The sequence below is a fragment of the Amycolatopsis sp. NPDC003865 genome (assembly GCF_053605345.1).
In genome coordinates this window covers 400,297-420,038 of record NZ_JBSGJA010000005.1, presented here as the reverse complement: position 1 = coordinate 420,038, position 19,742 = coordinate 400,297, and the positions used below count along the sequence as shown (strand labels likewise).

At 72.8% G+C, this 19,742-nt stretch carries 19 protein-coding genes and 1 rRNA gene; 10 read left to right on the top strand and 10 right to left on the bottom strand.

Features of this window, described 5'->3' with window-relative positions:
* Positions 1–94, top strand: a 5S ribosomal RNA gene (gene rrf, locus ACWEVP_RS16060); the annotation flags it as partial.
* Positions 95–282: 188 nt separating this feature from the next.
* Here the strand turns inward: rrf and cobF are convergent.
* Positions 283–1,047, bottom strand: coding sequence for a precorrin-6A synthase (deacetylating) (gene cobF, locus ACWEVP_RS16055; RefSeq protein WP_452063300.1), 765 nt, complete (start codon positions 1,045–1,047; stop codon positions 283–285).
* Positions 1,048–1,125: 78 nt separating this feature from the next.
* Here cobF and ACWEVP_RS16050 point away from each other — a divergent pair, with 78 nt between their 5' ends.
* From ACWEVP_RS16050 to ACWEVP_RS16040, 3 genes are read left to right on the top strand one after another with little or no spacing between them, the layout of a single operon-like run.
* Complete coding sequence (locus ACWEVP_RS16050; RefSeq protein WP_452063299.1) at positions 1,126–1,332, top strand: heavy-metal-associated domain-containing protein; 207 nt, start codon at positions 1,126–1,128, stop codon at positions 1,330–1,332.
* A gap of 4 nt (positions 1,333–1,336) precedes the next feature.
* Positions 1,337–3,376: a heavy metal translocating P-type ATPase gene (locus ACWEVP_RS16045; protein WP_452063298.1), complete on the top strand. Its 2,040-nt coding sequence runs from the start codon at positions 1,337–1,339 to the stop codon at positions 3,374–3,376.
* Between the two features lie 57 nt (positions 3,377–3,433).
* Positions 3,434–3,715, top strand: a complete 282-nt coding sequence (locus ACWEVP_RS16040) for a metal-sensitive transcriptional regulator (protein ID WP_086678475.1) — start codon at positions 3,434–3,436, stop codon at positions 3,713–3,715.
* On the opposite strand, the gene ACWEVP_RS16035 is transcribed toward ACWEVP_RS16040, so the two are convergent.
* The 4 genes from ACWEVP_RS16035 to ACWEVP_RS16020 form a co-directional block, all read right to left on the bottom strand.
* The gene (locus tag ACWEVP_RS16035) at positions 3,712–4,395 is read right to left on the bottom strand and encodes a CPBP family intramembrane glutamic endopeptidase (protein ID WP_452063297.1); all 684 of its coding nucleotides are present in this window, start codon (positions 4,393–4,395) and stop codon (positions 3,712–3,714) included. The two genes, ACWEVP_RS16040 and ACWEVP_RS16035, sit on opposite strands and share 4 nt — an antisense overlap.
* A complete protein-coding gene (locus tag ACWEVP_RS16030; protein WP_452063296.1) occupies positions 4,392–5,630 on the bottom strand; it encodes an ABC transporter substrate-binding protein in 1,239 nt (412 codons plus the stop codon). Before ACWEVP_RS16030 ends, ACWEVP_RS16035 begins: the two co-directional genes overlap by 4 nt.
* 38 nt (positions 5,631–5,668) lie before the next feature.
* Entirely contained in the window at positions 5,669–6,679 is a 1,011-nt protein-coding gene (locus ACWEVP_RS16025; protein ID WP_452063295.1) for a M protein, read from the bottom strand.
* Between the two features lie 120 nt (positions 6,680–6,799).
* Entirely contained in the window at positions 6,800–7,519 is a 720-nt protein-coding gene (locus ACWEVP_RS16020; protein ID WP_452063294.1) for an MgtC/SapB family protein, read from the bottom strand.
* A gap of 112 nt (positions 7,520–7,631) precedes the next feature.
* Between ACWEVP_RS16020 and ACWEVP_RS16015 the strand changes: the two genes are divergently transcribed.
* Positions 7,632–8,297, top strand: a complete 666-nt coding sequence (locus tag ACWEVP_RS16015) for a maleylpyruvate isomerase family mycothiol-dependent enzyme (protein ID WP_452063293.1) — start codon at positions 7,632–7,634, stop codon at positions 8,295–8,297.
* 44 nt (positions 8,298–8,341) lie between these two features.
* Here ACWEVP_RS16015 and ACWEVP_RS16010 read toward each other — a convergent pair whose 3' ends face one another.
* The 3 genes from ACWEVP_RS16010 to ACWEVP_RS16000 all read right to left on the bottom strand — a co-directional run bounded on the left by ACWEVP_RS16010 (position 8,342) and on the right by ACWEVP_RS16000 (position 11,085).
* Positions 8,342–9,718 (bottom strand): copper resistance CopC/CopD family protein, encoded by a 1,377-nt coding sequence (locus tag ACWEVP_RS16010; protein ID WP_452063292.1) that lies wholly within the window; start codon positions 9,716–9,718, stop codon positions 8,342–8,344.
* The gene (locus ACWEVP_RS16005; protein ID WP_452063291.1) at positions 9,676–10,248 is read right to left on the bottom strand and encodes a hypothetical protein; all 573 of its coding nucleotides are present in this window, start codon (positions 10,246–10,248) and stop codon (positions 9,676–9,678) included. The genes ACWEVP_RS16010 and ACWEVP_RS16005 overlap by 43 nt, the downstream gene beginning before the upstream one ends.
* A gap of 141 nt (positions 10,249–10,389) precedes the next feature.
* On the bottom strand, positions 10,390–11,085 hold the full coding sequence (locus tag ACWEVP_RS16000) for a winged helix-turn-helix transcriptional regulator (protein ID WP_452063290.1): 696 nt from the start codon (positions 11,083–11,085) through the stop codon (positions 10,390–10,392).
* A gap of 296 nt (positions 11,086–11,381) precedes the next feature.
* On the opposite strand from ACWEVP_RS16000, the gene ACWEVP_RS15995 reads away from it, so the two are divergent.
* From ACWEVP_RS15995 to ACWEVP_RS15985, 3 genes are all read left to right on the top strand, one after another.
* Positions 11,382–13,691, top strand: coding sequence for a TOMM precursor leader peptide-binding protein (locus ACWEVP_RS15995; protein WP_452063289.1), 2,310 nt, complete (start codon positions 11,382–11,384; stop codon positions 13,689–13,691).
* Positions 13,692–13,742: 51 nt separating this feature from the next.
* Positions 13,743–15,209, top strand: a complete 1,467-nt coding sequence (locus ACWEVP_RS15990; RefSeq protein ID WP_452063288.1) for a SagB/ThcOx family dehydrogenase — start codon at positions 13,743–13,745, stop codon at positions 15,207–15,209.
* 76 nt (positions 15,210–15,285) lie between these two features.
* Positions 15,286–16,467 carry a sensor histidine kinase gene (locus ACWEVP_RS15985; RefSeq protein ID WP_452063287.1) on the top strand — a complete coding sequence of 394 codons (1,182 nt, stop codon included), beginning with the start codon at positions 15,286–15,288 and terminating at the stop codon, positions 16,465–16,467.
* 54 nt (positions 16,468–16,521) lie between these two features.
* Here ACWEVP_RS15985 and ACWEVP_RS15980 read toward each other — a convergent pair whose 3' ends face one another.
* Both ACWEVP_RS15980 and ACWEVP_RS15975 read right to left on the bottom strand, forming a co-directional pair.
* Positions 16,522–17,127 (bottom strand): response regulator transcription factor, encoded by a 606-nt coding sequence (locus ACWEVP_RS15980; RefSeq protein WP_452063286.1) that lies wholly within the window; start codon positions 17,125–17,127, stop codon positions 16,522–16,524.
* A 223-nt stretch (positions 17,128–17,350) separates the two neighbouring features.
* A complete protein-coding gene (locus tag ACWEVP_RS15975; protein WP_452063285.1) occupies positions 17,351–18,100 on the bottom strand; it encodes a helix-turn-helix domain-containing protein in 750 nt (249 codons plus the stop codon).
* A gap of 456 nt (positions 18,101–18,556) precedes the next feature.
* Here ACWEVP_RS15975 and ACWEVP_RS15970 point away from each other — a divergent pair, with 456 nt between their 5' ends.
* On the top strand, positions 18,557–18,742 hold the full coding sequence (locus ACWEVP_RS15970) for a hypothetical protein (protein ID WP_452063284.1): 186 nt from the start codon (positions 18,557–18,559) through the stop codon (positions 18,740–18,742).
* 324 nt (positions 18,743–19,066) lie between these two features.
* On the top strand, positions 19,067–19,672 hold the full coding sequence (locus ACWEVP_RS15965; protein WP_452063283.1) for a response regulator transcription factor: 606 nt from the start codon (positions 19,067–19,069) through the stop codon (positions 19,670–19,672).
* Positions 19,673–19,742: the final 70 nt, after the last annotated feature.

The following is a 19,742-nucleotide window of genomic DNA, read 5'->3' as shown; positions in this document are numbered from 1 at the left end:
AACGCCCGGTCCCATTCCGAACCCGGAAGCTAAGCCTGACAGCGCCGATGGTACTGCAACCGAAGGGTTGTGGGAGAGTAGGACACCGCCGAACTCAACATAGGAAAAGGCCCCGGTCGAGACGGACACCCGTCTCCCGGGGCCTTTTCGCATGCCCACGACACGAAAGCTAGCCGGCCGCGGCGCTCGCGGCCGGCCCCGGCGGGGCGAGGCGACGCCGCGACAAGGCCGGCATGGCGGCGCGAGCCCCGCTGCCGACCGCCCGCCGGGCAAGCCGCCCCGCTACTCCGCCGGGCGCCGCAGCAGGTACGTGTCCATGATCCAGCCGTGCCGTTCCCTCGCCTCGGCGCGAACCCGGCGGACCTCCTCGGCCAGTTCCGCCGTGAGCGGGCCCGACAACAGGATCTCGTCCGGTGTCCCCACGTACGCCCCCCAGAAGAGGGTCAAGCCGCGATCGGCATAGCGATCGAAAGTCGTGTTCGCGTCCAGCAGCACGAACACGTCGTCCACTCCCTCCGGCCAGCCCGCCGCCAGCCGGCGGCCCGTCGTCAGCTGGACCGCTCGGCCGATCTGGTTCATCGTCGTCCGGTGGCGGGCCACCAGTGCCGAAATGCTGCTGATCCCCGGGACCACCTCGTACTCGAACGCCACGTTCCCCCGCGCCAGCACCGCCTCGATCAGCGCGATCGTGCTGTCGTAGAGCGACGGGTCGCCCCACACCAGGAAAGCCCCCACCGAGTCGGGCCCCAGCTCCGACAGCAGGAGCCGTTCGTACACCGCGGCCCGCTCCGCGTGCCAGTCGGCCACCGCCGCCCGGTAATCGGACGGCGTCCGGTCGCGCGACGGATCCGTCGCCAGCACCACGCGGTAGCCCGGCCGCGTCACGAACCGGTCGAGGATCTCCTGGCGCAACCGGACCAGGTCCGCCTTCGCCGACCCCTTGTCGAGCACGAAGAACACGTCGACGCGGTTGAGGCGGTCGATCGCCTGGACCGTCAGGTGCTCCGGGTCGCCGGCGCCGATCCCGATCGCGTAGAGCTTGCGCATGCCGCGAGTCTGGTGGGGGCCGCGACCGAACCCCTACCCCCGATGGGTATAAAGGAACGAGAACGAAAGGAGCCGCCGATGACCGAGGCGAGCTACACCGTCGAAGGCATGACCTGCGGACACTGCGCCACTTCGGTCCGCGAAGAGGTGTCCGAGCTCGAAGGTGTCCGGAGCGTGGACGTCGACGTCGAGAGCGGTCGCGTGACCGTGACCAGTGACACTCCGCTCGCCGCCGACGCTGTCGCCGCGGCGGTCACCGAGGCCGGTTACCGCCTGGTCGCCTGAGCCCGTGACCACCGCGACCCGCGTCGAGCTCGCCATCGGCGGGATGACGTGCGCTTCGTGCGCCGCCCGGGTCGAGCGCAAGCTCAACAAGGTCGACGGCGTGACCGCGACGGTCAACTACGCCACCGAGAAAGCCCAGGTCAGCTACCCGGACGGGCTGACGGTCGCCGACCTCGCCGCCGTGGTCGAGGCCGCCGGGTACTCCGCGAAGCTGCCCGAGCCCGAAGCGCCCGACGAGACGCCCGCACTGCGCAAGCGTTTGCTCCTTTCGGCGGCCCTGACCGTCCCGCTGATCGCCCTCGCGATGGTCCCGGCCTGGCGGGCCGACCCGTGGGTCCTGCCTGCCCTCGCCGCCCCGGTCGTGACCTGGGGCGCCTGGCCGTTCCACCGCGCCGCCGCCGTCAACCTGCGCCACGCCACCGCCACCATGGACACGCTGATCTCGCTCGGCGTCGTCGCGTCCGTGGCCTGGTCGCTGTACGTGCTCTTCTTCGGGATGCCGGAGCACGGCCTCTACTTCGAGGTCGCCGCCGCGGTCACCACGTTCATTCTGGCCGGCCGCTACTTCGAGGCCCGCTCCAAGCGCCGCGCCGGCGCCGCCCTCCGCGCGTTGATGGACCTCGGCGCCAAGGACGTCACCGTCCTGCGCGACGGCGAAGAGCACCTGATCCCCGTCGAAGAACTGCGGGTGGACGACGTCTTCGTGGCCCGCCCCGGCGAGAAGATCGCCACCGACGGCGTGGTCACCGAAGGCGGCTCCGCGGTCGACACGAGCATGCTCACCGGCGAGCCGGTGCCGGTGGAGGTCGGGCCGGGCGACGCGGTCACCGGCGCCACGGTCAACATCGGCGGGCGGTTGTTCGTGCGCGCCACCCGCGTCGGCGACGACACCCGGCTGGCGCAGCTGGCCCGGCTCGTCGAAGCGGCGCAGAACGGCAAGGCCGGGGTCCAGCGGCTCGCCGACCGCGTCTCGGCGGTGTTCGTGCCGCTGGTCGTCCTCGCGGCGCTGGCCACGCTGGTGGTCTGGCTCGCGACCGGCGGAGCGCCGGACCACGCGTTCACCGCCGCCGTCGCCGTGCTGATCATCGCCTGCCCGTGCGCGCTCGGCCTCGCGACGCCGACGGCGCTGCTCGTCGGCACTGGCCGCGGTGCCCAGCTCGGCATCCTCATCAAGGGCCCCGAGGTCCTCGAAAACACGCGCCGCGCCGACACCGTCGTCCTGGACAAGACCGGCACCGTCACCACCGGCCGGATGACGCTGGTCGAGGGCGACGGCGAGCCGCTGCGGCTGGCGGGCGCCGTGGAGGCCGCGTCCGAGCACCCGATCGGCCGCGCCATCGCGGAGGCGGCCAAGCAGCGCTTCGGCGCACTTCCCCCGGTGACGGAGTTCCGCAGCACCCCGGGCGTCGGCGTGAGCGGCGTCGTCGAAGGACGAACGGTCAGCGTCGGGCGCGCCGACGGCGCCGTCGGCGTGAGCTGGGACGGCCAGGTCCAGGGGCACCTGGTCGTCGCCGACAGGATCAAGCCCACCTCCGCCCAGGCGGTCGCCGAACTGCGCGAACTCGGCCTGACGCCGGTGCTGCTGACCGGCGACCACGCCGGCGTGGCGCGGGCGATCGCGGCCGAAGCGGGGATCGACGAGGTCGTCGCCGAGGTGCTGCCGGAGGGCAAGGTCGACGTCGTGAAGCGGCTGCAGGCCGAGGGCCGCGTGGTGGCGATGGTCGGCGACGGCGTCAACGACGCGGCCGCGCTCGCCCAGGCCGACCTGGGGCTGGCCATGGGCACCGGCACCGACGCGGCCATCGAGGCGAGCGACCTGACGCTGGTGCGCGGCGACCTGCGGGCGGCCGCCGACGCGATCCGCCTGGCCCGCCGGACCCTGGCCACCATCAAGGGCAACCTGTTCTGGGCTTTCGCGTACAACGTGGCGGCGCTGCCGCTGGCCGCGCTGGGCCTGCTCAACCCGATGATCGCGGGCGCGGCGATGGCGTGCTCGTCGGCGTTCGTGGTGAGCAACAGCCTCCGGCTGCGCCGGTTCCGCTGAACCCCCGGAGGGTATAGTCGGTGGTCAGGGACGGGTGACGACGGGGACAGGTGGGCGATGACGGGTTACGGCACCGAGCGGGAGGCTTACCTCAAGCGCCTCCGCCGGATCGAGGGGCAGATCCGCGGGCTGCAGCGGATGGTCGAGCAGGACAAGTACTGCATCGACATCCTGACCCAGGTCTCCGCGGCGACGAAGGCCCTGCAGTCGTTCTCGCTCGAGCTGCTCGACGAGCACCTGGCGACCTGCGTGGTCCAGGCCGCCGCGGCCGGCGGTGAAGAGGCCGACCTGAAGGTGCGCGAAGCCTCGGACGCGATCGCGCGGCTGGTGCGGTCCTAGCGCACCAGCACCGCCAGGGTGAGGCCGCCGGCGTTGGTGGTGAAGTGCACGATCACCGACGCCAGCACGCCCCGGCCCGTGTGCCGCCACCAGTGCAGGAAGATCCCCGCGACGCCCGCCGCGGCCATCGCCAGCACCTGCAGCACCACCGTCGGCGTCGCGCCGAACACCGCGTGGACCGCCGCGTTGCGGCCGATCGCCAGCGCGGGCAGGAAGTGCCAGAGGCCGAACAGCGCCGCCGCGCCGAGGATCGGGGGCCAGCGCCAGCGGTCGTCCGTCGCACCCAGCAGGCCCGGCAGCACGCCGCGGAACGCCACCTCCTCGATCAGCACCGTCCCGAACAGGATGCGTCCGCACGTCAGCCACAGCAGCTGCCCGAAGTCCGGCTCGCCGACGCGGCCGTCCTGGTACACCGTCCGCAGCGACGGCACCGCCAGCGCGATCCCGAACACCACCGCGACCAGCGCGGCCCCGGCCAGCCCGACCAGCGCGGGACGGCGGACCGCAGCCAGCCCGAGCCCGGTCCACGTGCACCCGGCGGCCCGGCCGAGCGCGACCAGGACCGCCGCCGCGACCACTCCGCACACCGGGTACGCCCAGCCCGGGAGCACGCGGTTGGCCAGGGTCGTCGACGCGGCCAGCACGACGACCGCCGTGACCAGGGCGAACGTCCGCGTCAAGGGATGATGTCCCGCGAGTTCAGCGCGTCGGTCAGCCGCTCGCGCAGCTCGGCCGCGGTCCGCTCCGGATCGATCTCCGACGGCGGGGACAGCACCTTCGAGATCACCGTCGACAGGTTCTGGTAGGCCGGGGTCAGCGGCCGGACGGCGGCGTCGGCCAGCGCGGCGAGGATGTCCGGCTTCATCGGGAACTTCGCCGCCAGCGCGGGGTCGTCGTAGACCGAGCGCGTGGTCGGGGCCAGGCCGTCCTCGATCGCCTGGTACTGCTGGCTCGACGGGCTCCGCAGGCACAAGGCGGCTTCGAAGGCCTCTGCCTGGTGGGGCGAATACGTGCTGACCGCGAGGTTGAAGCCGCCGATCGTGACGCGGCTGGGGCGGCCGGGCACCACCGACGGGTAGCGCGCCCAGCGCACGTGCGCCAGGTCCTGCGGCTTCTCCTTGGCGTAGGACGCGTAGACGTACGGCCAGTTCAGCTCCAGCGCGCCCTGCCCGCGCTGGAACGCCTGGCGGACCTCGTCCTCCTTCGAGTTGCCCAGCGACGGGTCCGTGACGCCGGCCGTGGTCAGGGTCCTGAGCACCTCGAGCGCGCGGACGGCGCCCTCGTCCATCAGCACGGACTTGCCGTCGTCGGACAGGATGTGGCCGCCCGCGGAGGCGACCAGCGTGTTGTAGAAGACGACCAGGCCCTCGTACTGGGCGCCGGTGAACAGGACGTTCCCCGGCTTTCCCGCCGCTTTGAGCGCTCGGGCCTGCGCGATCATCTCTTCGAAGGTCTTCGGTGGCGACGGCGTGAGCCGGTCGTCGTACCAGAGCAGCTGGACGTTCGTGTGCTTCGTCGCCGCGTACAGCTTCCCGTTCCACCGCGCGGTCGAGAGCGGGCCGGGCAGCACGTCCCGCGTCGCCTCGGCCTCGGCCGCGCCGGTCCACGGCACCACCCAGCCGGCCTCGGCGAACTCCGGAACCCACGTGACGTCGAGGCCGAGGACATCCAGCGACGGGTCTTCCGCGGCGAGGCACCGCACCATCTGCTCGCGCTGGCCGTCCGCGCTGCGCGGCAGCTTGTGGTAGACGATCCGGTACCGGCCGCCCGCGGCCGCGGTGCAGGCGTCGACGACGTGCTGCAGGTTGTTCTCCGGCGAGACGTACAGGTTGATCGTGACGCCGGACCCGGCGCCGCACGCGCTGAGGGTGCCGGCGGCCAGGGCCGTGACCAGCGCGATTCTCAGGGGCCTCACCCGACGATCATGGGGGCTGCCCGGCCGGCGGGCAAGGGTCAGCCGACGGCGTCGGTGAGGTCGGCGGGCGAGCGCCGCTGGACGGGCACTCTCTTCGACATCGGCAGGGTGGCTTCCGGATCGAAGGGCGCCGGCCGGTCGTCGAGGGCGACGGCCGCGTCGGCGAGCAGGGAGCGGCAGCCGGTGAGGCTCGCTTTGAGCTTGTCGCGGACCTCGGTGAGGGCGGTGACCTGGCGCTGGGCCGCTTCGACCAGGGACTCGGCTTCGGCTTCCGCGGTGGCGACCTGCTTCTTCGCTTTGGTTTCGGCGGTCGAGACCAGGCGGCCGGCCTTGCTTTCGGCCGTCGTGACCAGGCGTTCGGACTTGGTCTTGGCCGTCTTGACCAGCTTCGCCGCCTTGGCCTCCGCGGTCTCCAGCTGTGTCTTCGCCTCGGCTTGCGCGGTGCTGACCAGGCGTTCGGCCTTCGCCCGCGCGGCCGCCTCTTCCTCGGCCAGCACGCGCATCGCGTCGGCGCGGCGGACCGTCATCGCGCGCGTGTGATCCTCTTCCTGCTGGGCACGGCGGTGCGCGGCGGCTTCGTCGAGCTCGCGGCGGCGCTGCTCGGCCGCCCGGAGGAACTCCTCGTGCTCGACGCGCCGGCGTTCGGCCTCCGCCTCGGCCTCGGCGACCAGCCGGCGTTCCTTCTCCGTGAGCCGGACCGCCTCGGCCTCGGCTTCGCGGACCAGGCGCTCGGCCGTTTCCGTTGCCCGCGCGGTGATTTCGGCCGCTTCCTCCCGGGTCAGCTCGATCATCCGGCGGGACCGCTCCTGCAGCGCGTCCGGCTCGATCGGGGTGCGGCTGATCCGGTCGATCTTCACGCGGAGCTCACGGTTGTCCTCGGCGAGCGCGGCCGCGCGCTGCCGGGCCGAGTCGCGTTCGGCGGCGAGTCTGCGCAGTTCTCCTTCGGCCCACGCGACGTACTCCGCGACCTGCGCGCGGTGAAAACCGCGCCACGCCAGGTCGAATCCGGGCTGCGTGCGCTCCACGTCCTCGCCACCGCCGGGGGCCATGCCTCACCTCCGAATTGGATGGTTTCTCCTCGGCCGCACGTTTTCCTTGCGGTACCGGGGAATCCCGCGTCCACCCCAGTGTGCCGCAAACCCGCCCCCGCGCGCTGCCCGGGCGGGTGATCATTCGTCGAGCGGTTCTCCCGGACCGGTGGACGTGCTCCGGACGCCGGGCAGCTCGGCGAGCTCGGCGGCCAGGTCGTAGAGATCACCGCGGCCGTCGAGGCGCAGCGTCACGACCGCGATCCGTTGCCCCTCTTCGGAAACCGACTCGTGGTCGACGTCGACGTGGTGCACGCTCCACCCGCGTCCGGTGCACGCGGCCAGTGCCGCGCGCAGCACGCCGTGGCCGTCGAGGTAGCTCAACTGGATCACCGGCGGTTCGCGGCGGTGCCGCGCGACGAACCGCTGCAGCGGCGGGAAGCCGCGGGTCACCACGAAATGACCGATCGTCGTGGCGACGGCGAGCACCGGCAGCCCGGCGCCGCACGCCGTGCCGACGGCGGCGGTGAGCCAGATCGTCGCGGCCGTCGTCAGGCCGCGCACGGCGTCCCGGCGGACGAAGATCAGGCCGCCGCCGATGAAGCCGATGCCGGAGACGATCTGCGCGGCGATCCGCGACGGGTCGAGCGCGACGTGGTCGGTGCCCAGCAGGTCGGCGAAGCCGTACTTCGACACGAGCATGAACACCGCCGAACCGACGCCGACCAGGCTGTGCGTCCGCAGGCCCGCGGCCTTCATGCCGGCTTCGCGCTCGAGCCCGATCGCGACGCTGAGCACCAGCGCGAGCAGGACCGGCGGCAGCAGCTCCCACTGCGCCGGCGTGGACCACAGAGTGGGCAAGGTCACTACCTCCCGGAGTCTTCGGTGTCGGCAAGCCAGGAGACTCGCCGGGGCTTCTCACCTGGGCATACTGGGCCGGAAACCCCGATGGTGCCAGGTGAGGTGGGGACGCGTGACAGCGAGTCGGCCGGCCCCGGACTTCGTCGGCTACCCGGCGGTGCGCCGCGGCTTCCGCACCCTGCTCGGCGCGCACGCCGGCGCCGGACGCCGGCGGGTGCCCGCGTGTCCGGAGTGGACCGTCGCCGACCTGCTGGGCCACCTCACCGGGATCGCCGAGCGGGTGCTCGAGCGCCACGGCGGCGCGGTGCCCGTCTCGACCGCGACGACGGTGCCGGAGCTGCTCGACCACTGGGACGACGTCGGCGCGGACCTCGATCGCCGGCTCGCGGAGGCGGGTGGCCGCAGCGGCGAGGTCATGGTGATGGACGCCTACACCCACGAGCTGGACCTGCGCGCGGCGCTGGGCGTGCCGCCGCCGGTCGAGCACGCGGCCTGGGCGCCGAGCTTCGAAGTGCTGGTCCGCGGGTTCTCGGGCTCGGTCGCGGGCCGCGGCCTGCCGGCGTTGCGCCTGCGCACCACGGGCGGCTCCCGGTGGACGGCGGGCGCCGGCCGCCCGGTGGCGACGCTGACGGCGCCGGCCCACGAGCTGTACCGGGCGCTGGCCGGCCGCCGGTCGCTCGCCCAGCTGTCGGAGCTGGAGTGGGACGCGGCGCCGTCGACGTGGCTGCCCGCGTTCACCTGGGGCCCGTTCAGCCCGCCGCGCGCACCCGGGGTCTGAACCCTCGCCGGACACCGGGGGAGCCGCCGCGGTGCCGGACTCGGTCAGCCGCCCGGTGGGGTCGCCGAGAGCACCGCCGCCAGCGCCAGGACCACCGAGGCCAGCACGACCTCGGCCGTCACCGCCAGCCGCAGCCGGCGCAGCTCCGTCGTCAGCACCGCCGTGCCGCCGCCACCGCCGCCCGGCACGCCGCGCTGCACCGCCCGGCGCGCCACGTTCGCCACCAGGAGCAGCACCGCGAAGCCCGCGATCTTGCCCAGGAGCAGGAGCCCGTACGCGGTCGTCCACAGCGCGGGCACCGACGGCACGATCCGCAACGCCAGCACCCCGCCGCTGATCGCGATCAGCGCCACGCAGTTCATCGCCAGGCGGGAGAACCTCGTCACCACCGGCCCGAGGTCCGGGGTCCGGCGGAGCAGGCACGACGCCAGCTGGACCAGCCCGCCCGCCCACACCGCGATCGCGCCCCAGTGGACCAGGTCGGCCGCCACCGAGAAGTACATCACCCGGTCGGTCACCGGGTGCCCGCTCGCCGAGAAGCTCAGCAGCACCGCGAACCCGGTGATCATCGCGAGGTTCTCCAGCCGGCCACGGCGGGCCGTCGACGGCGGCGCCGCCAGCACGCGGGGGAGCACCACCGCCAGCACCCCGGCCGCGACCAGCCGGACCAGCAAGAGCTTGCCGTAGGACAGCCGGAACGTGTCGCCCAGCAGGCCCGGGTCCAGCAGCGCGCCCAGGCCGCGGCCGGCCGCGTACGGGCCCTGCAGCAGGAACGTCGCGACCGCCGTGCCCGCCGTCAGCCAGACGCCCGCCTTCAGCAGCCGCCGGGCCCGCGGGTCCGCGCGCCCGGCGGGGTGGCACGTCAGCAGGAAGACCAGGCCGCCGAGCAGGACGACACCGGCGAAGGACAGCCAGCGCACGACCGTCGACACCACGTCGACCACCGGGTCCGTGCCGGTCGCCGCCGCGACCGCGCCCGCCGAGGTGATCAGCGGGCCGGCGCCGACGACGAAGGCGAACGTGCCGCGCACCGGGTGGGAGTCGGTCGAGACGAACGCGTACTCGACGAGGTAGCTGCCGTCGGGCAGGCCCGGCTTCAGCCGGACGGCCACCTGCTCCGCGACGTCGCCGGGCTGGAACACCGGGCCGGTGTCGACGGCGGTGCCCTGCGTGTCGACGACCTTCAGCGAGCCGGGCTGGATGCCGACGTTCTCCGACAGCGTCACCGACACCTGCGCGGGCGCCGCGGTCAGCCGCGAACCGTCGCCGGGGGTTACGGAGACGATCTCGACGTGCGCCGACGCCGGCGCGGCGGTGAGCACCAGCCAGCCGGCCAGGAAGGCCAGCAGGGCCAGTGCCCGCCGCGCGGCCCGGCCGCTCACGACGCGGCGAGCGCGGGCGGGCGCAGCCCGCAGGTGCACCCGGTCAGCTCGTGCTCGGCCACCGACGCGCGCCGGTGCAGCACGACCGCCACGATCATCGGGATGGTGACGATCGTGTTGTAGAACAGGTGCAGCTCGACCCGGGGCACGAGCAGCTGGATGATGCTGGTCGGTACCTTCTGGCCGGCGAGGCGCCAGCCGCTCTGCGCCTGGATGAACAGCAGCAGGTGCTCGATGTGGTGCCAGAACTGGATGGCCAGCGCGAGGTTCCACCACTGCCGCGACCGGCCGGCGAAGCCGTGCCGCAGGGTCCACAGGAACACCAGCATGACGAGCGCGTAGCCGTAGTGCAGCCATTCCTGCGAAATCAGCCAGGGGAACGGCATCCCGAGCACACCGCGGGCCTTCGCCGTCGGCCAGCCGAGCGCGTAGATCTGGAACGCCTGCACGATGTGCTCGGCCCAGTGCCCGATCACGATCACCATGAACACCGCGAGCGCGCGGTGGTGCCAGCGGCTGTTGAGCGGGCCGAGAAACCCGGACGGGCGGGCGAGTTCGGACGTCGACATACGGGACCCCAGTTCACGGAAGACGACAGCGTGGGTAGACGATAACCGTTTCCGGAGCGCCTCCCGTTACTCCGGATTGCTGATCCCGCAACGGAAAATACGACGCCCGGCGGATTGCGTACCGCCGGGTGCCGCCGGGGTTCAGCGCATGGTCAGCCCGGTCGGGCGCTCCGGGGCGGGCGGGATCTGGAAGAGCCGGCTGAACAGCTCGAAGTGCGCGGGGTCGCCCTCGACGCGGACCTTGCCGGAGGAGAGGGCGTCCTGGGCGGACAGCTTTCCCCTGAGCACGTCGAACAGCGCCGGTCCCTGCGGCTGGATCACCAGGTCGGGAGCGGGCAGCGCACCGGTGGACACCTTGAGCGAGCCGTCGTCGACCAGTGCGTGCACGATCATCTCGCCGTCGAGGTGGTGCAGCTCGTAGTTGACGTGCACGCCCGCGGCGGCCTCCTCCTTGAAGGTCGTGTAGAGCGAGAGGATCGCGATGTCGACGGTGATGATCTGGTCCGGCTGCGGGTAGTTCAGCGAGCGGGAGCCCCACAGGCCGAGGTCGAGCACGATCTGGTCGAGCTCGGCACCGTACTCGGTGAGCTCGTAGACGACACCGGCGTCCAGCTGCGAAAGGACCCGGCGGCGGACCACTCCGGCCTCCTCGAGCTCGTTGAGCCGCGAGGTGAGGATGCTGACCGGGATCCGCGGCAGGGTCTGCTGCAGGTCGGTGAACCGCTTCGCGCCGAGCATGAGGTCCCGCACGACCAGCATCGACCACCGCTCGCCGACGATCTCGAGCGCCCGGGCCAGGCCGCAGAACTGTCCGTAGGTGCGAGTAGAAGTAGGCATACTCGGGGTCCTCACTTGTCTCGGGTGCCAGACCGGGCGCCGCCGGGTTCGCGCGCGAGGCGCGAGTCGGTTAGGGTGCCCCGACGCACCGTGCCGCCACGGACGTCGCTGTCTACGGTGACGGTTCCCCGTGGCGTGCGGCCAGTGAGCGACGCACCGGTGCCCCATGTGTTTTCCACGTCGGCCCATGCGTTTCGCACGACCTGCCCGTGCTTTGAGCACTGGCTGAGTAGACCGCTCGTGGAGCAGGATTTCCTTCTCTCGTCCCGCCCAGCCCGAGACCGGCAGGAGGGCCCATGCGCACGACAGCGGTGGACGCGCACGGCGGTGGCACCACGGACGCCCCGGTGCCGGCGCGCGCCCCGGCGTTCCGGCGGCACCTGCGCGCGGAGGTGCGGGAAGGCAAGGGCGCGTACCTGTTTTCCGAACAGGGCGTGATCGCGATGCGCGGCGCGAAGATCGAGTCGCTCGCGGCGTTGCTCGACGGCACCCACGACCTCGACCGGCTGCTGCGCGGCCGTCCCGGCGGGATGGCGCCGGAGGAGGTCGCCGCGCTGCTCGCCCAGCTCGTCGACGCGGGGCTCGTGACGTTGCGCAGCCCCGGCACCGACGAGGTGCCGGGCGACGAACGCGCGCTGGCCTACTGGGACGCCTGCGGGGTGGACGCCGACGTCGTCGCCGCGCGGCGGGGCACCGTGCGGCTGACCGCGGTCGGCGACAGCGCCGACGGCGTCGACCCCGGCGCCGTCGAACGGGCGCTGGCCGGCGCCGGGCTCGAGGTGGTGCGCACGGACACCGGCACCGCCGACCTGTCGGTCGTGCTGTGCGCCGACTACCTCGACCCGCGGCTGGCCGTGATCGACGCCGAGCACCGGCGCGCCGGGCGGCCGTGGCTGCTGGCCCGCCCGTCCGGGGCCCAGGTCTGGATCGGCCCGGTGCTGCAGCCCGACGGCGCCTGCTGGCACTGCCTGACCCACCGGCTGTGGGGCCACCGCCACGCCGAGGCGTGCGTGCAGGAGGAGCTGGGCCACGCCGGCCCGGCGCGCCGCCCGGTGCCCGCGCTGCCGCCGCTGACCTCGGCCGCGGCGCACCTGGTCGCGCTCGAGGCGGCCAAGTGGGTGGCCGGGTACCGCCACCACGGCCAGCAGTGCGTGTGGACGCTCGACACGCTCGACCTGCAGGGCAGGCTGCACGAGCTGCACCGCCGTCCGCAGTGCCCCCGCTGCGGCGACCGGTGGCTGGTGACGTGGCGCTCGGTGCGCCCGGTCGAGCTCCGGCCGGCGAAGAAGGCGACCACCGGCGGCGGCGGGCACCGCACGGCGACGCCGTCGCAGATGCTCGAGCGGCACCGCCACCTGGTCAGCCCGGTCACCGGGATCGTCAAGGAGATCCGGCGGGACCCGGACGCGCCCTGGTTCGCCAACGCCTACCGCTCCGGGCCCAACGTCGCCCGCGGCGTCACCGCGATGGCGGCGTTGCGGGCCGGCCTGCGCTGCGAGAACGGCGGCAAGGGCGTCAGCCCGCTCGACGCCGAGGTCAGCGCGCTGTGCGAGGCGGCGGAACGGTTTTCCGGCAACTTCCAGGGCGACGAGCTGCGCATCCGCGCGTCCTTCGAAGAGCTGGGCGAGGAAGCCGTCCACCCCAACGCGTGCATGCTCTTCGCCGACCGGCAGTACTCCGGCCGCGCGGAGTGGAACGCCGAGCACGCGTCCTTCCAGCACGTCCCGGCGCCGTTCGACCCGGCCGCGGTCGTCGACTGGACGCCGGTGTGGACGCCGGCCGGGCGCCGCCGCCTGCTGCCGACTTCCTACCTGTACTACGGGATCCCGCGCGAGAGCGCGGCCCGCGGGGTGCGCGCGGACTCGAACGGCACCGCGGCGGGCAGCAGCCTGGAGGACGCGATCCTGCAGGGCGCGCTGGAGCTCGTCGAGCGCGACGCCGTGGCGCTGTGGTGGTACAACCGCACGCCGGTGCCGGGCGTCGACCTCGCGTCCTTCGCCGACCCGTGGCTGGCCGAGATGGCCGCCGGGTACGCGGGGATCGGCCGCGAGATGTGGGTCCTCGACGTCACCTCGGACCTCGGGATCCCGGTGACCGTCGCGGTTTCGCGGCGGACCGACGGCCCGTCCGAGGACATCATGATGGGCTTCGGCGCGCACCTCGACCCGCGGATCGCGGTGCGCCGCGCGGTGACCGAGCTCAACCAGATGCTGCCCGCCGTGCCGGCCGCGGGCCACGACCTCGACGACCCGGACGCGCGGCGCTGGCTCGCCTGCGCGTCCGTCGCGAACCAGCCGTACCTGCAGCCCGTGGCGGGTGAGCGGATGCGGGCCGCCACGGACTTCCGGTTCGTCCACCGCGCCGACGTCCGGGACGACGTCGACGCGCTGACCCGGGTGTTCGACCACGCCGGCGTGGAGCTGCTGGTGCTCGACCAGACCCGGCCGGACGTCGGGATCCCGGTGGCCAAGGTGCTCGCGCCGGGGCTGCGGCCGTTCTGGGCGCGGTTCGCGCCCGGCCGGCTCTTCGACGTCCCGGTCCGGCTGGGCAGGCTCGACGAGCCGACCCCGTACGAACGGCTCAACCCGTTCCCGATGTTCCTCTGAGCGCCGTCACGGGCTCGGACCTGCGCTGTGCCGTTGTTTGAGGAGTTGGCTGTGCCTGCTTACCCCCCGGAGGGGATCCCGGAGACCGTCCGGCTCTGGTCCCTCACCGAAGACACCCTGCTGGAGGCGGGGGACGACGACACGCTCGTCGCGATCACGTGGTGGGGTGAGTACGAACTGGCGGACGTCCCCCGGCCGGTCCGCGAGTCGCTGGGCCGGATGGCGCTCGGCCCGATCTCGATGGGGAACCTCGCGACGTCGGCGGGCAACGGCGCCGAGGCGTGGGCCGGAACGCTGCGCAAGGTCCTCAACCAGCTGTCCGGCTCGGTCGTGCACTCGCTCGCGCTCAACGACGGCCGCGGGCCGCTGCTCTCGGCCATCCCGGTGACCCAGGCGCCGGTCTTCCCGGCCGACGCGGTGCCGCCCGGGCGGCTGATCAAGCTGTCGCGGTACTCGGCGATGCGCCCGGACGGCGGCGGCCTGCTGCTGGAGTCGCCGCGCGCCCGGTACCGCGTCGCGCTGATGCGGCCCCCCGCGGTGGCCGTGGCGTCGTCGCTGGCGGGTCCGGTGACCGTCGCGCGGGTCGCCGAGACCTGCGGGCTGGCCGAGGCGGTCGTGGCCGACGTCGTCGCGTTCCTGGTGGCCGCGGGCGTCGTGCTGGTGGCCGACGACTGGGCCGGGTTCGCCGAGGACACCGACGCCGACCTCGCCGTCTGGTCCCCGGACGACCTGATGTTCCACGCCCGCAGCCGGACGTGGCTGAAGAGCCGCCAGCCCAGCCGCCCGCCGGACGCGGAGGCGGACCGGGCGGGCGCCGAGCCGCCGGTGGTCAAGCAGATCACCGCGGGCCCGACCTTCCCGCTGCACCGCCCCGACCCGGCGGTGCTCAAGGCGACCGACCCGACGCTCGCGACGCTGCTCGAACACGACCACGTGTGCCCCGAGGTCACCGAGCGGGCGCTGTCGGCCGAACAGGTCGGGGAGTTCCTCTTCCGCGCCGCGCGGGTGCGCTCGATCGGGCCGGCGTACCTGCCCGGCGGGCCGGGCCACGAGGCGTCGCAGCGGCCGTACTTCAGCGTCGCCTGCCTGTACGAGCTGGAGATCTACGTCGGGATCAACCGGTGCGTGGACCTCGCGCGGGGGATCTACCACTACGACCCGCTGTGGCACACGCTGACGCTGATCAACGACGACCTCGGCGTCCTGGACGGCATGCTGGACCTGGCGATGGTGGGGGCGGGCAGCCACCGGCGGCCCTCGGTGCTGCTGACGATGACCGCGCGGATGTCGCGGATCGCGTGGGTGCTCGGCAGCGCCGCGTACGCGACGACGCTGGTGCACGTCGGCGCGCTGCAGCAGGTGCTCTACCTGGCGGCCAAGGCGATGGGGCTCGCCGCGCACGCCGTGCCCGTCGACGCCGGCGACCGGGTGGACCGGTCGCTGAAACTGGAGTGGCCCGCCGAGGTCAGCGTCGGCGAGTGCGTGCTCGATTTCCCCATCGGGGGCGGCATCGGCTGACCGGGCGAAGCCTCCAACGCGGCTGTTCCCCCTGTTACCGTTGAGGACCTGGGGTGCGGGTGAGGTGGGAGGCGCCGTGGCATATCCGGCTCGGCTGCGCGGGAAGGTCCGGAAGCGGGCGGAGCGGCCGGACTTCCGCGCGCTCGTCGCGGCGGGACCGGTGGCCGCGGCCACCGCGGTGGCGCTGACGGCGTTGCTCCCGGTGCTGGCCGAGCGGGAATCCTGGGTCCCGAGGCTGCTGGCGCTGGCCTGCGCGGCGGCGCTGGCCGGAGTGCACCTGCTCGCGTTCGCGCACGGCGGTGTCCGCCGTCCCGGCCTGGCGCTGGTCGCGCAGGCCCTGCTGGGGTACGGGCCGATGGTGCAGCTGGGCGCCCTGTGGAGCGCCGCGGGCGGGTTCCTCGCCGGCGGGCTGCTGCTGGCCGTCCGTCCGGCCAGAGCGGTGCCCGCGGCGGGGCTCGTGTGCGTCGTCGAAGGGCTGCTGGCCGCCTGGGCGGCCGGTTCGGCGGAGGCCGGGTTCGCGGGCGTGGTGTCCGCCGCGATCGCCGCGCTGGCGCTGTCCGGGGCGGGCGCGGCCGTGCGGCTGACCGCCGAGCGCGAGGAGGAACGCCGCGCGCTGAAGCGGGACGCGATCGCCGAGGAGCGCAAGCGGTTCTCCCGCGACGTCCACGATCTGCTCGGTCTCAGCCTTTCGGCGATTACCCTCAAGGGTGAACTCGTCGATCGGCTGGTGATCGGCCAGCCGGGCCGCGCGAAGGAGGAGCTGGCCGAGCTGCTGACGATGTCGCGGCGCGCGCTGGCCGACGTCCGCACCGTCGCGGCGGGCTACCGCGAGCTGTCGCTGGACGACGAGTGCCGGGCCGCGGCGGCGGTGCTGAGCGCGGCCGGGACCCGGGTGACGGTAGCCCGGTCGGGTACCGCGGACCTGCCCCCGGAGGTCGCGACCGCGCTGGCGGCGGTGCTGCGCGAAGGGGTGACCAACGTGGTCCGGCACAGCACCGCGAGCTGGTGCGCGTTCTCGGTGAGCAAGGAGGACGGCACGGCCTGGCTGGAGATCGTCAACGACGGCGCCGGCGGCCCCGCCGACGGCGGCACGGGTTCGGGATCGGGGCTGCGCAACCTGGTCGACCGCGTGGAGTCGCTGGGCGGCACGCTGGCGGCGGAGTCCGGCGCGGACGGCACGCACCGGCTGCTGGCGGCGGTCCCGGTCGGGTGCGGTGGAGTGCGACGGCACCGGGCACCGGATGGGCTCACGGCGTAAGCGCTTTCCGGACCGGGTTCGCGAACGCCGCGGGTCAACCCGTCGAAACCGGCTCTAGAGCCATTCCGCTTCGGTCGCGATGCGGATCGCGTGGACCCGGTTGCGGGCGTTGAGCTTCGTGACCACGGCGGCCAGGTAGTTGCGGACGGTGCCGGCCGAAAGGAACAGCTCCGCCGCGATGTCGGCCACGTTGCGGCCGCGCGCGGCCAGCGAGAGGATCTCGATTTCGCGCGGTGTGAGCGGGCAGTCGTCGGTTTCCCAGGCGGCCAGCGCCAGTTCGCTGTCGATGACGCGGCGGCCGATCGCGACCGAGCGGACGGCGTTCGCCAGCTTGTCCGACGGCGAGTCCTTGAGCAGGAAGCCGTTCACCTTCGCGTCCAGCGCCCGGCGGACCGTGCCCGGGCGGCCGAGGCTGGTCAGGATCAGCGTGTGGACGTCCGGGAGGCTCTCGTGGATCTCGACCGCCGCCGACAGCCCGTCCTTGCCCGGCAGGTCGATGTCGATGACCGCGACGTCGGGCCGGGCCGCCTTGGCGGCGGGCAGGATCTGGTCGCCGCTGGACACCTCGGCGACCACCTCGATGTCGGACTCCAGGTTGAGGAGGGCGACCAGGGCGCCGCGGACCATGTGCATGTCCTCGGCCAGCAACACCTTGATCACGACGGTACCTCGCACCCCAGTCCGACGACTCCGAACCGCAATTGTACGCCATTGCCCGGTCGCGACGGTGTTTCGCGACAAGCTCACCGGAGTGAATGGCCGGGAATTCACCTTCGTTACCCGGCGGCCCGCTGGTCCGAATGGCTGCGGCGGACGCGGCGGCGCTGAGTCCGCCGCCCGCGGATTAACGGACGACGGATTCGGTGCCGTCGAATTGTACGCCTCAGACCGCCATCGGGCGGGCCACCGCGGGCCGGCGCAGGTCGGGCAGCGCGAGCAGGACCGGCGGGTCGAAGCCGTGGCGCGGGCGCAGCCGGACGTCGGCCAGGCTCGCCGTGACGCCGCGGTGGACGGTCACCGGGCCGGTCAGGCCGGTGTAGGGCCGCAGGGTGTGGTTGTCGACCTCGCCGCAGCCGTAGGCGTGGGTGAGCACGTACCACGAGCCCAGCGGAACGTCTGCCAGTGCATACGGTCCCGGGCCGGGCAGGACGGCGAACCTGGCCGGCGCGCCCTCGGCGATCCGGGCCGCGAACAGCCCCACGAACACCGGCCCGACTTCGGCCGACGGCGCGACGCGCAGCTGGCCGCGCACGGTCGTCCCGGAGCCCGGCTGGGCCTGCAGGTCGGCGATCCGCGGCGCCATGCCGCGCAACTGCCGGTAACCCGACGGCGAAACGCCGACACTGCCGCTGAACCGGGCGCTGAACGTGCCGACGCTGTTGTAGCCGACCTGGTGGCTGATGTCGGCCACCGAGATGACCGTGGTCGCGAGCAGGCGCTTGGCCTCCGCGAGCCGCAGGGCCGACAGGAACCGGCCCGGCGACAGCCCGGTGACCCGCAGGAACACCCGGGTGAAGTGGAACTTGCTGAACATGGCCGCGCGGGCGAGGTCGTCGATCGTGAGCCGCTCGCCCAGGTTGTCTCGCATGGTCACGATGGCGCGTGCCACAGCTTGCCGGACGATCTCATCCATGGTGGCCGTCCCTCCCGGTCGACAATGCCGCGTGGGCACCTTCCCGATGAAGGCGTCCCGGTGCGGGGATGTGATTTCGACCAAAACTGTAGTTCCGCGGGCGTCTACTTCTTAAGTGCTCTGCGCACTGGTCCGAGTGGATTTCACCGGTGCTGGACATGCGTTTTGCACATCGGGTGTGCGACGGGCCCGGAACGGGAACTCCGGTGGTCGGCGCACATGCGTTTCTCATACCCGCGGTAGCGCGCGGGATGTGCCTGAGTGCGCAAAGTGACGAAAACCGGGGTGTTCGACGGGTTTCGACCCCCTTGCTAGCCCGTTCGGAGTCTTCCCCGAAACCGCACGGACCATGTGTAAGCCATATCACTCCGATGATGCGGACACTGGTTGATGTTGCTTCGATTGGCGACGATTTATGGCACGTGAAGCATTCATCTTCGCCACTGGGAGCAGAACATGTCCGCACAGGTTTCCGCCAACGTCCGCGCGCTTTTCGCCGATCTGGAGATCGAGTTCGAAAAGACGGGTTCCGACCTCGTGATCGACCGTTTCGAGCACTGGAGCATCGACGCTTCCGCGGGTGACGGGCAGACCCGCCGCGGCACGTGCTACTGCCGTGCCGACGTCCTCGAAGCGGCTTGATGCGCGTTTGCGCAGTTCTCGCCGTCGACGAGCCGGTCGCGACGGGCGCCCAGCGCGCCCGCCGCGGCCGGCTCGTCGCGCGTCGACCGGCGGGGAGTCCACAGGCGACCTGGCCGGAAAATTTCCGACACAGGTGACGGGAACTCGCTCCGCGCTCGTGACGGCTGGTAGCCGACCGGGTGCGAGTAGGCGTTTTAACCTGGTCCTTACCTGTGCATGTGCATTTAGCGGCATCGCCGCAAAGTGGTGCCCGAATGGTGCAACCGATTCGTCAAGCAGAATGTTTAACTGAGCTTCTGGGGAATCGTGAGTGCGGAGGCACCCGTGATCAGAGTGCTGGTGGCCGAGGACATGCACATCGTGCGGGGAGCACTGGTGGCGCTGCTGCGGCTCGAACCCGACATCGAGGTGGTCGCGGAGGTCGCCTCCGGGCTCGAGATCCTCCCCGCCGCGCGCGCCAAGCAGGCGCAGGTGGCCGTCATCGACATCGACCTGCCCGGCAAGGACGGCCTCACCGCGGCCGGTGAGCTGCACGAATACCTGCCGGACTGCCGGACGCTCATCCTGACCAGCCTGGGCCGCCCCGGCACGCTCAGACGCGCGCTGGACGCCAAGGTGGGCGGCTTCCTGCTCAAGGACGCGCCGCCCGACAAGCTGGCGAACGCCGTGCGCGGCGTGCTGGCCGGCCGCCGCATGGTCGACGGCGACCTGGCGCTGGCCGCGTGGGACACGGTCGACTGCCCGCTGACCGCCCGCGAGCTGGACGTGCTGCGGATGACGGCGCAGGGCTACGGAACGGTCGAGGTCGCGGCCCGGCTGTACCTTTCCGCCGGGACAGTACGGAACTATCTCACGACGGTGGTGGCGAAGCTCAACGCCCGCAACCGGGTCGACGCGATCCGGATCGCGGAGGAGGCCGGCTGGCTCTGACCCGGTCGGCGTGGAGGTCCAGACCAAGTCGAGTGGTCCAGGCCTTCGGTCGGCCCGGAGACGGTGGGAG

What these genes read in the sequence shown, in the direction of transcription:
- cobF (WP_452063300.1), bottom strand. Translation starts at nt 1,047, where the DNA reads ATGCGCAAGCTCTACGCGATCGGGATCGGCGCCGGCGACCCGGAGCAC.
- ACWEVP_RS16050 (WP_452063299.1), top strand. Translation starts at nt 1,126, where the DNA reads ATGACCGAGGCGAGCTACACCGTCGAAGGCATGACCTGCGGACACTGC.
- ACWEVP_RS16040 (WP_086678475.1), top strand. Translation starts at nt 3,434, where the DNA reads ATGACGGGTTACGGCACCGAGCGGGAGGCTTACCTCAAGCGCCTCCGC.
- ACWEVP_RS16025 (WP_452063295.1), bottom strand. Translation starts at nt 6,679, where the DNA reads ATGGCCCCCGGCGGTGGCGAGGACGTGGAGCGCACGCAGCCCGGATTC.
- ACWEVP_RS16005 (WP_452063291.1), bottom strand. Translation starts at nt 10,248, where the DNA reads ATGTCGACGTCCGAACTCGCCCGCCCGTCCGGGTTTCTCGGCCCGCTC.
- ACWEVP_RS16000 (WP_452063290.1), bottom strand. Translation starts at nt 11,085, where the DNA reads ATGCCTACTTCTACTCGCACCTACGGACAGTTCTGCGGCCTGGCCCGG.
- ACWEVP_RS15995 (WP_452063289.1), top strand. Translation starts at nt 11,382, where the DNA reads ATGCGCACGACAGCGGTGGACGCGCACGGCGGTGGCACCACGGACGCC.
- ACWEVP_RS15975 (WP_452063285.1), bottom strand. Translation starts at nt 18,100, where the DNA reads ATGGATGAGATCGTCCGGCAAGCTGTGGCACGCGCCATCGTGACCATG.
- ACWEVP_RS15970 (WP_452063284.1), top strand. Translation starts at nt 18,557, where the DNA reads ATGTCCGCACAGGTTTCCGCCAACGTCCGCGCGCTTTTCGCCGATCTG.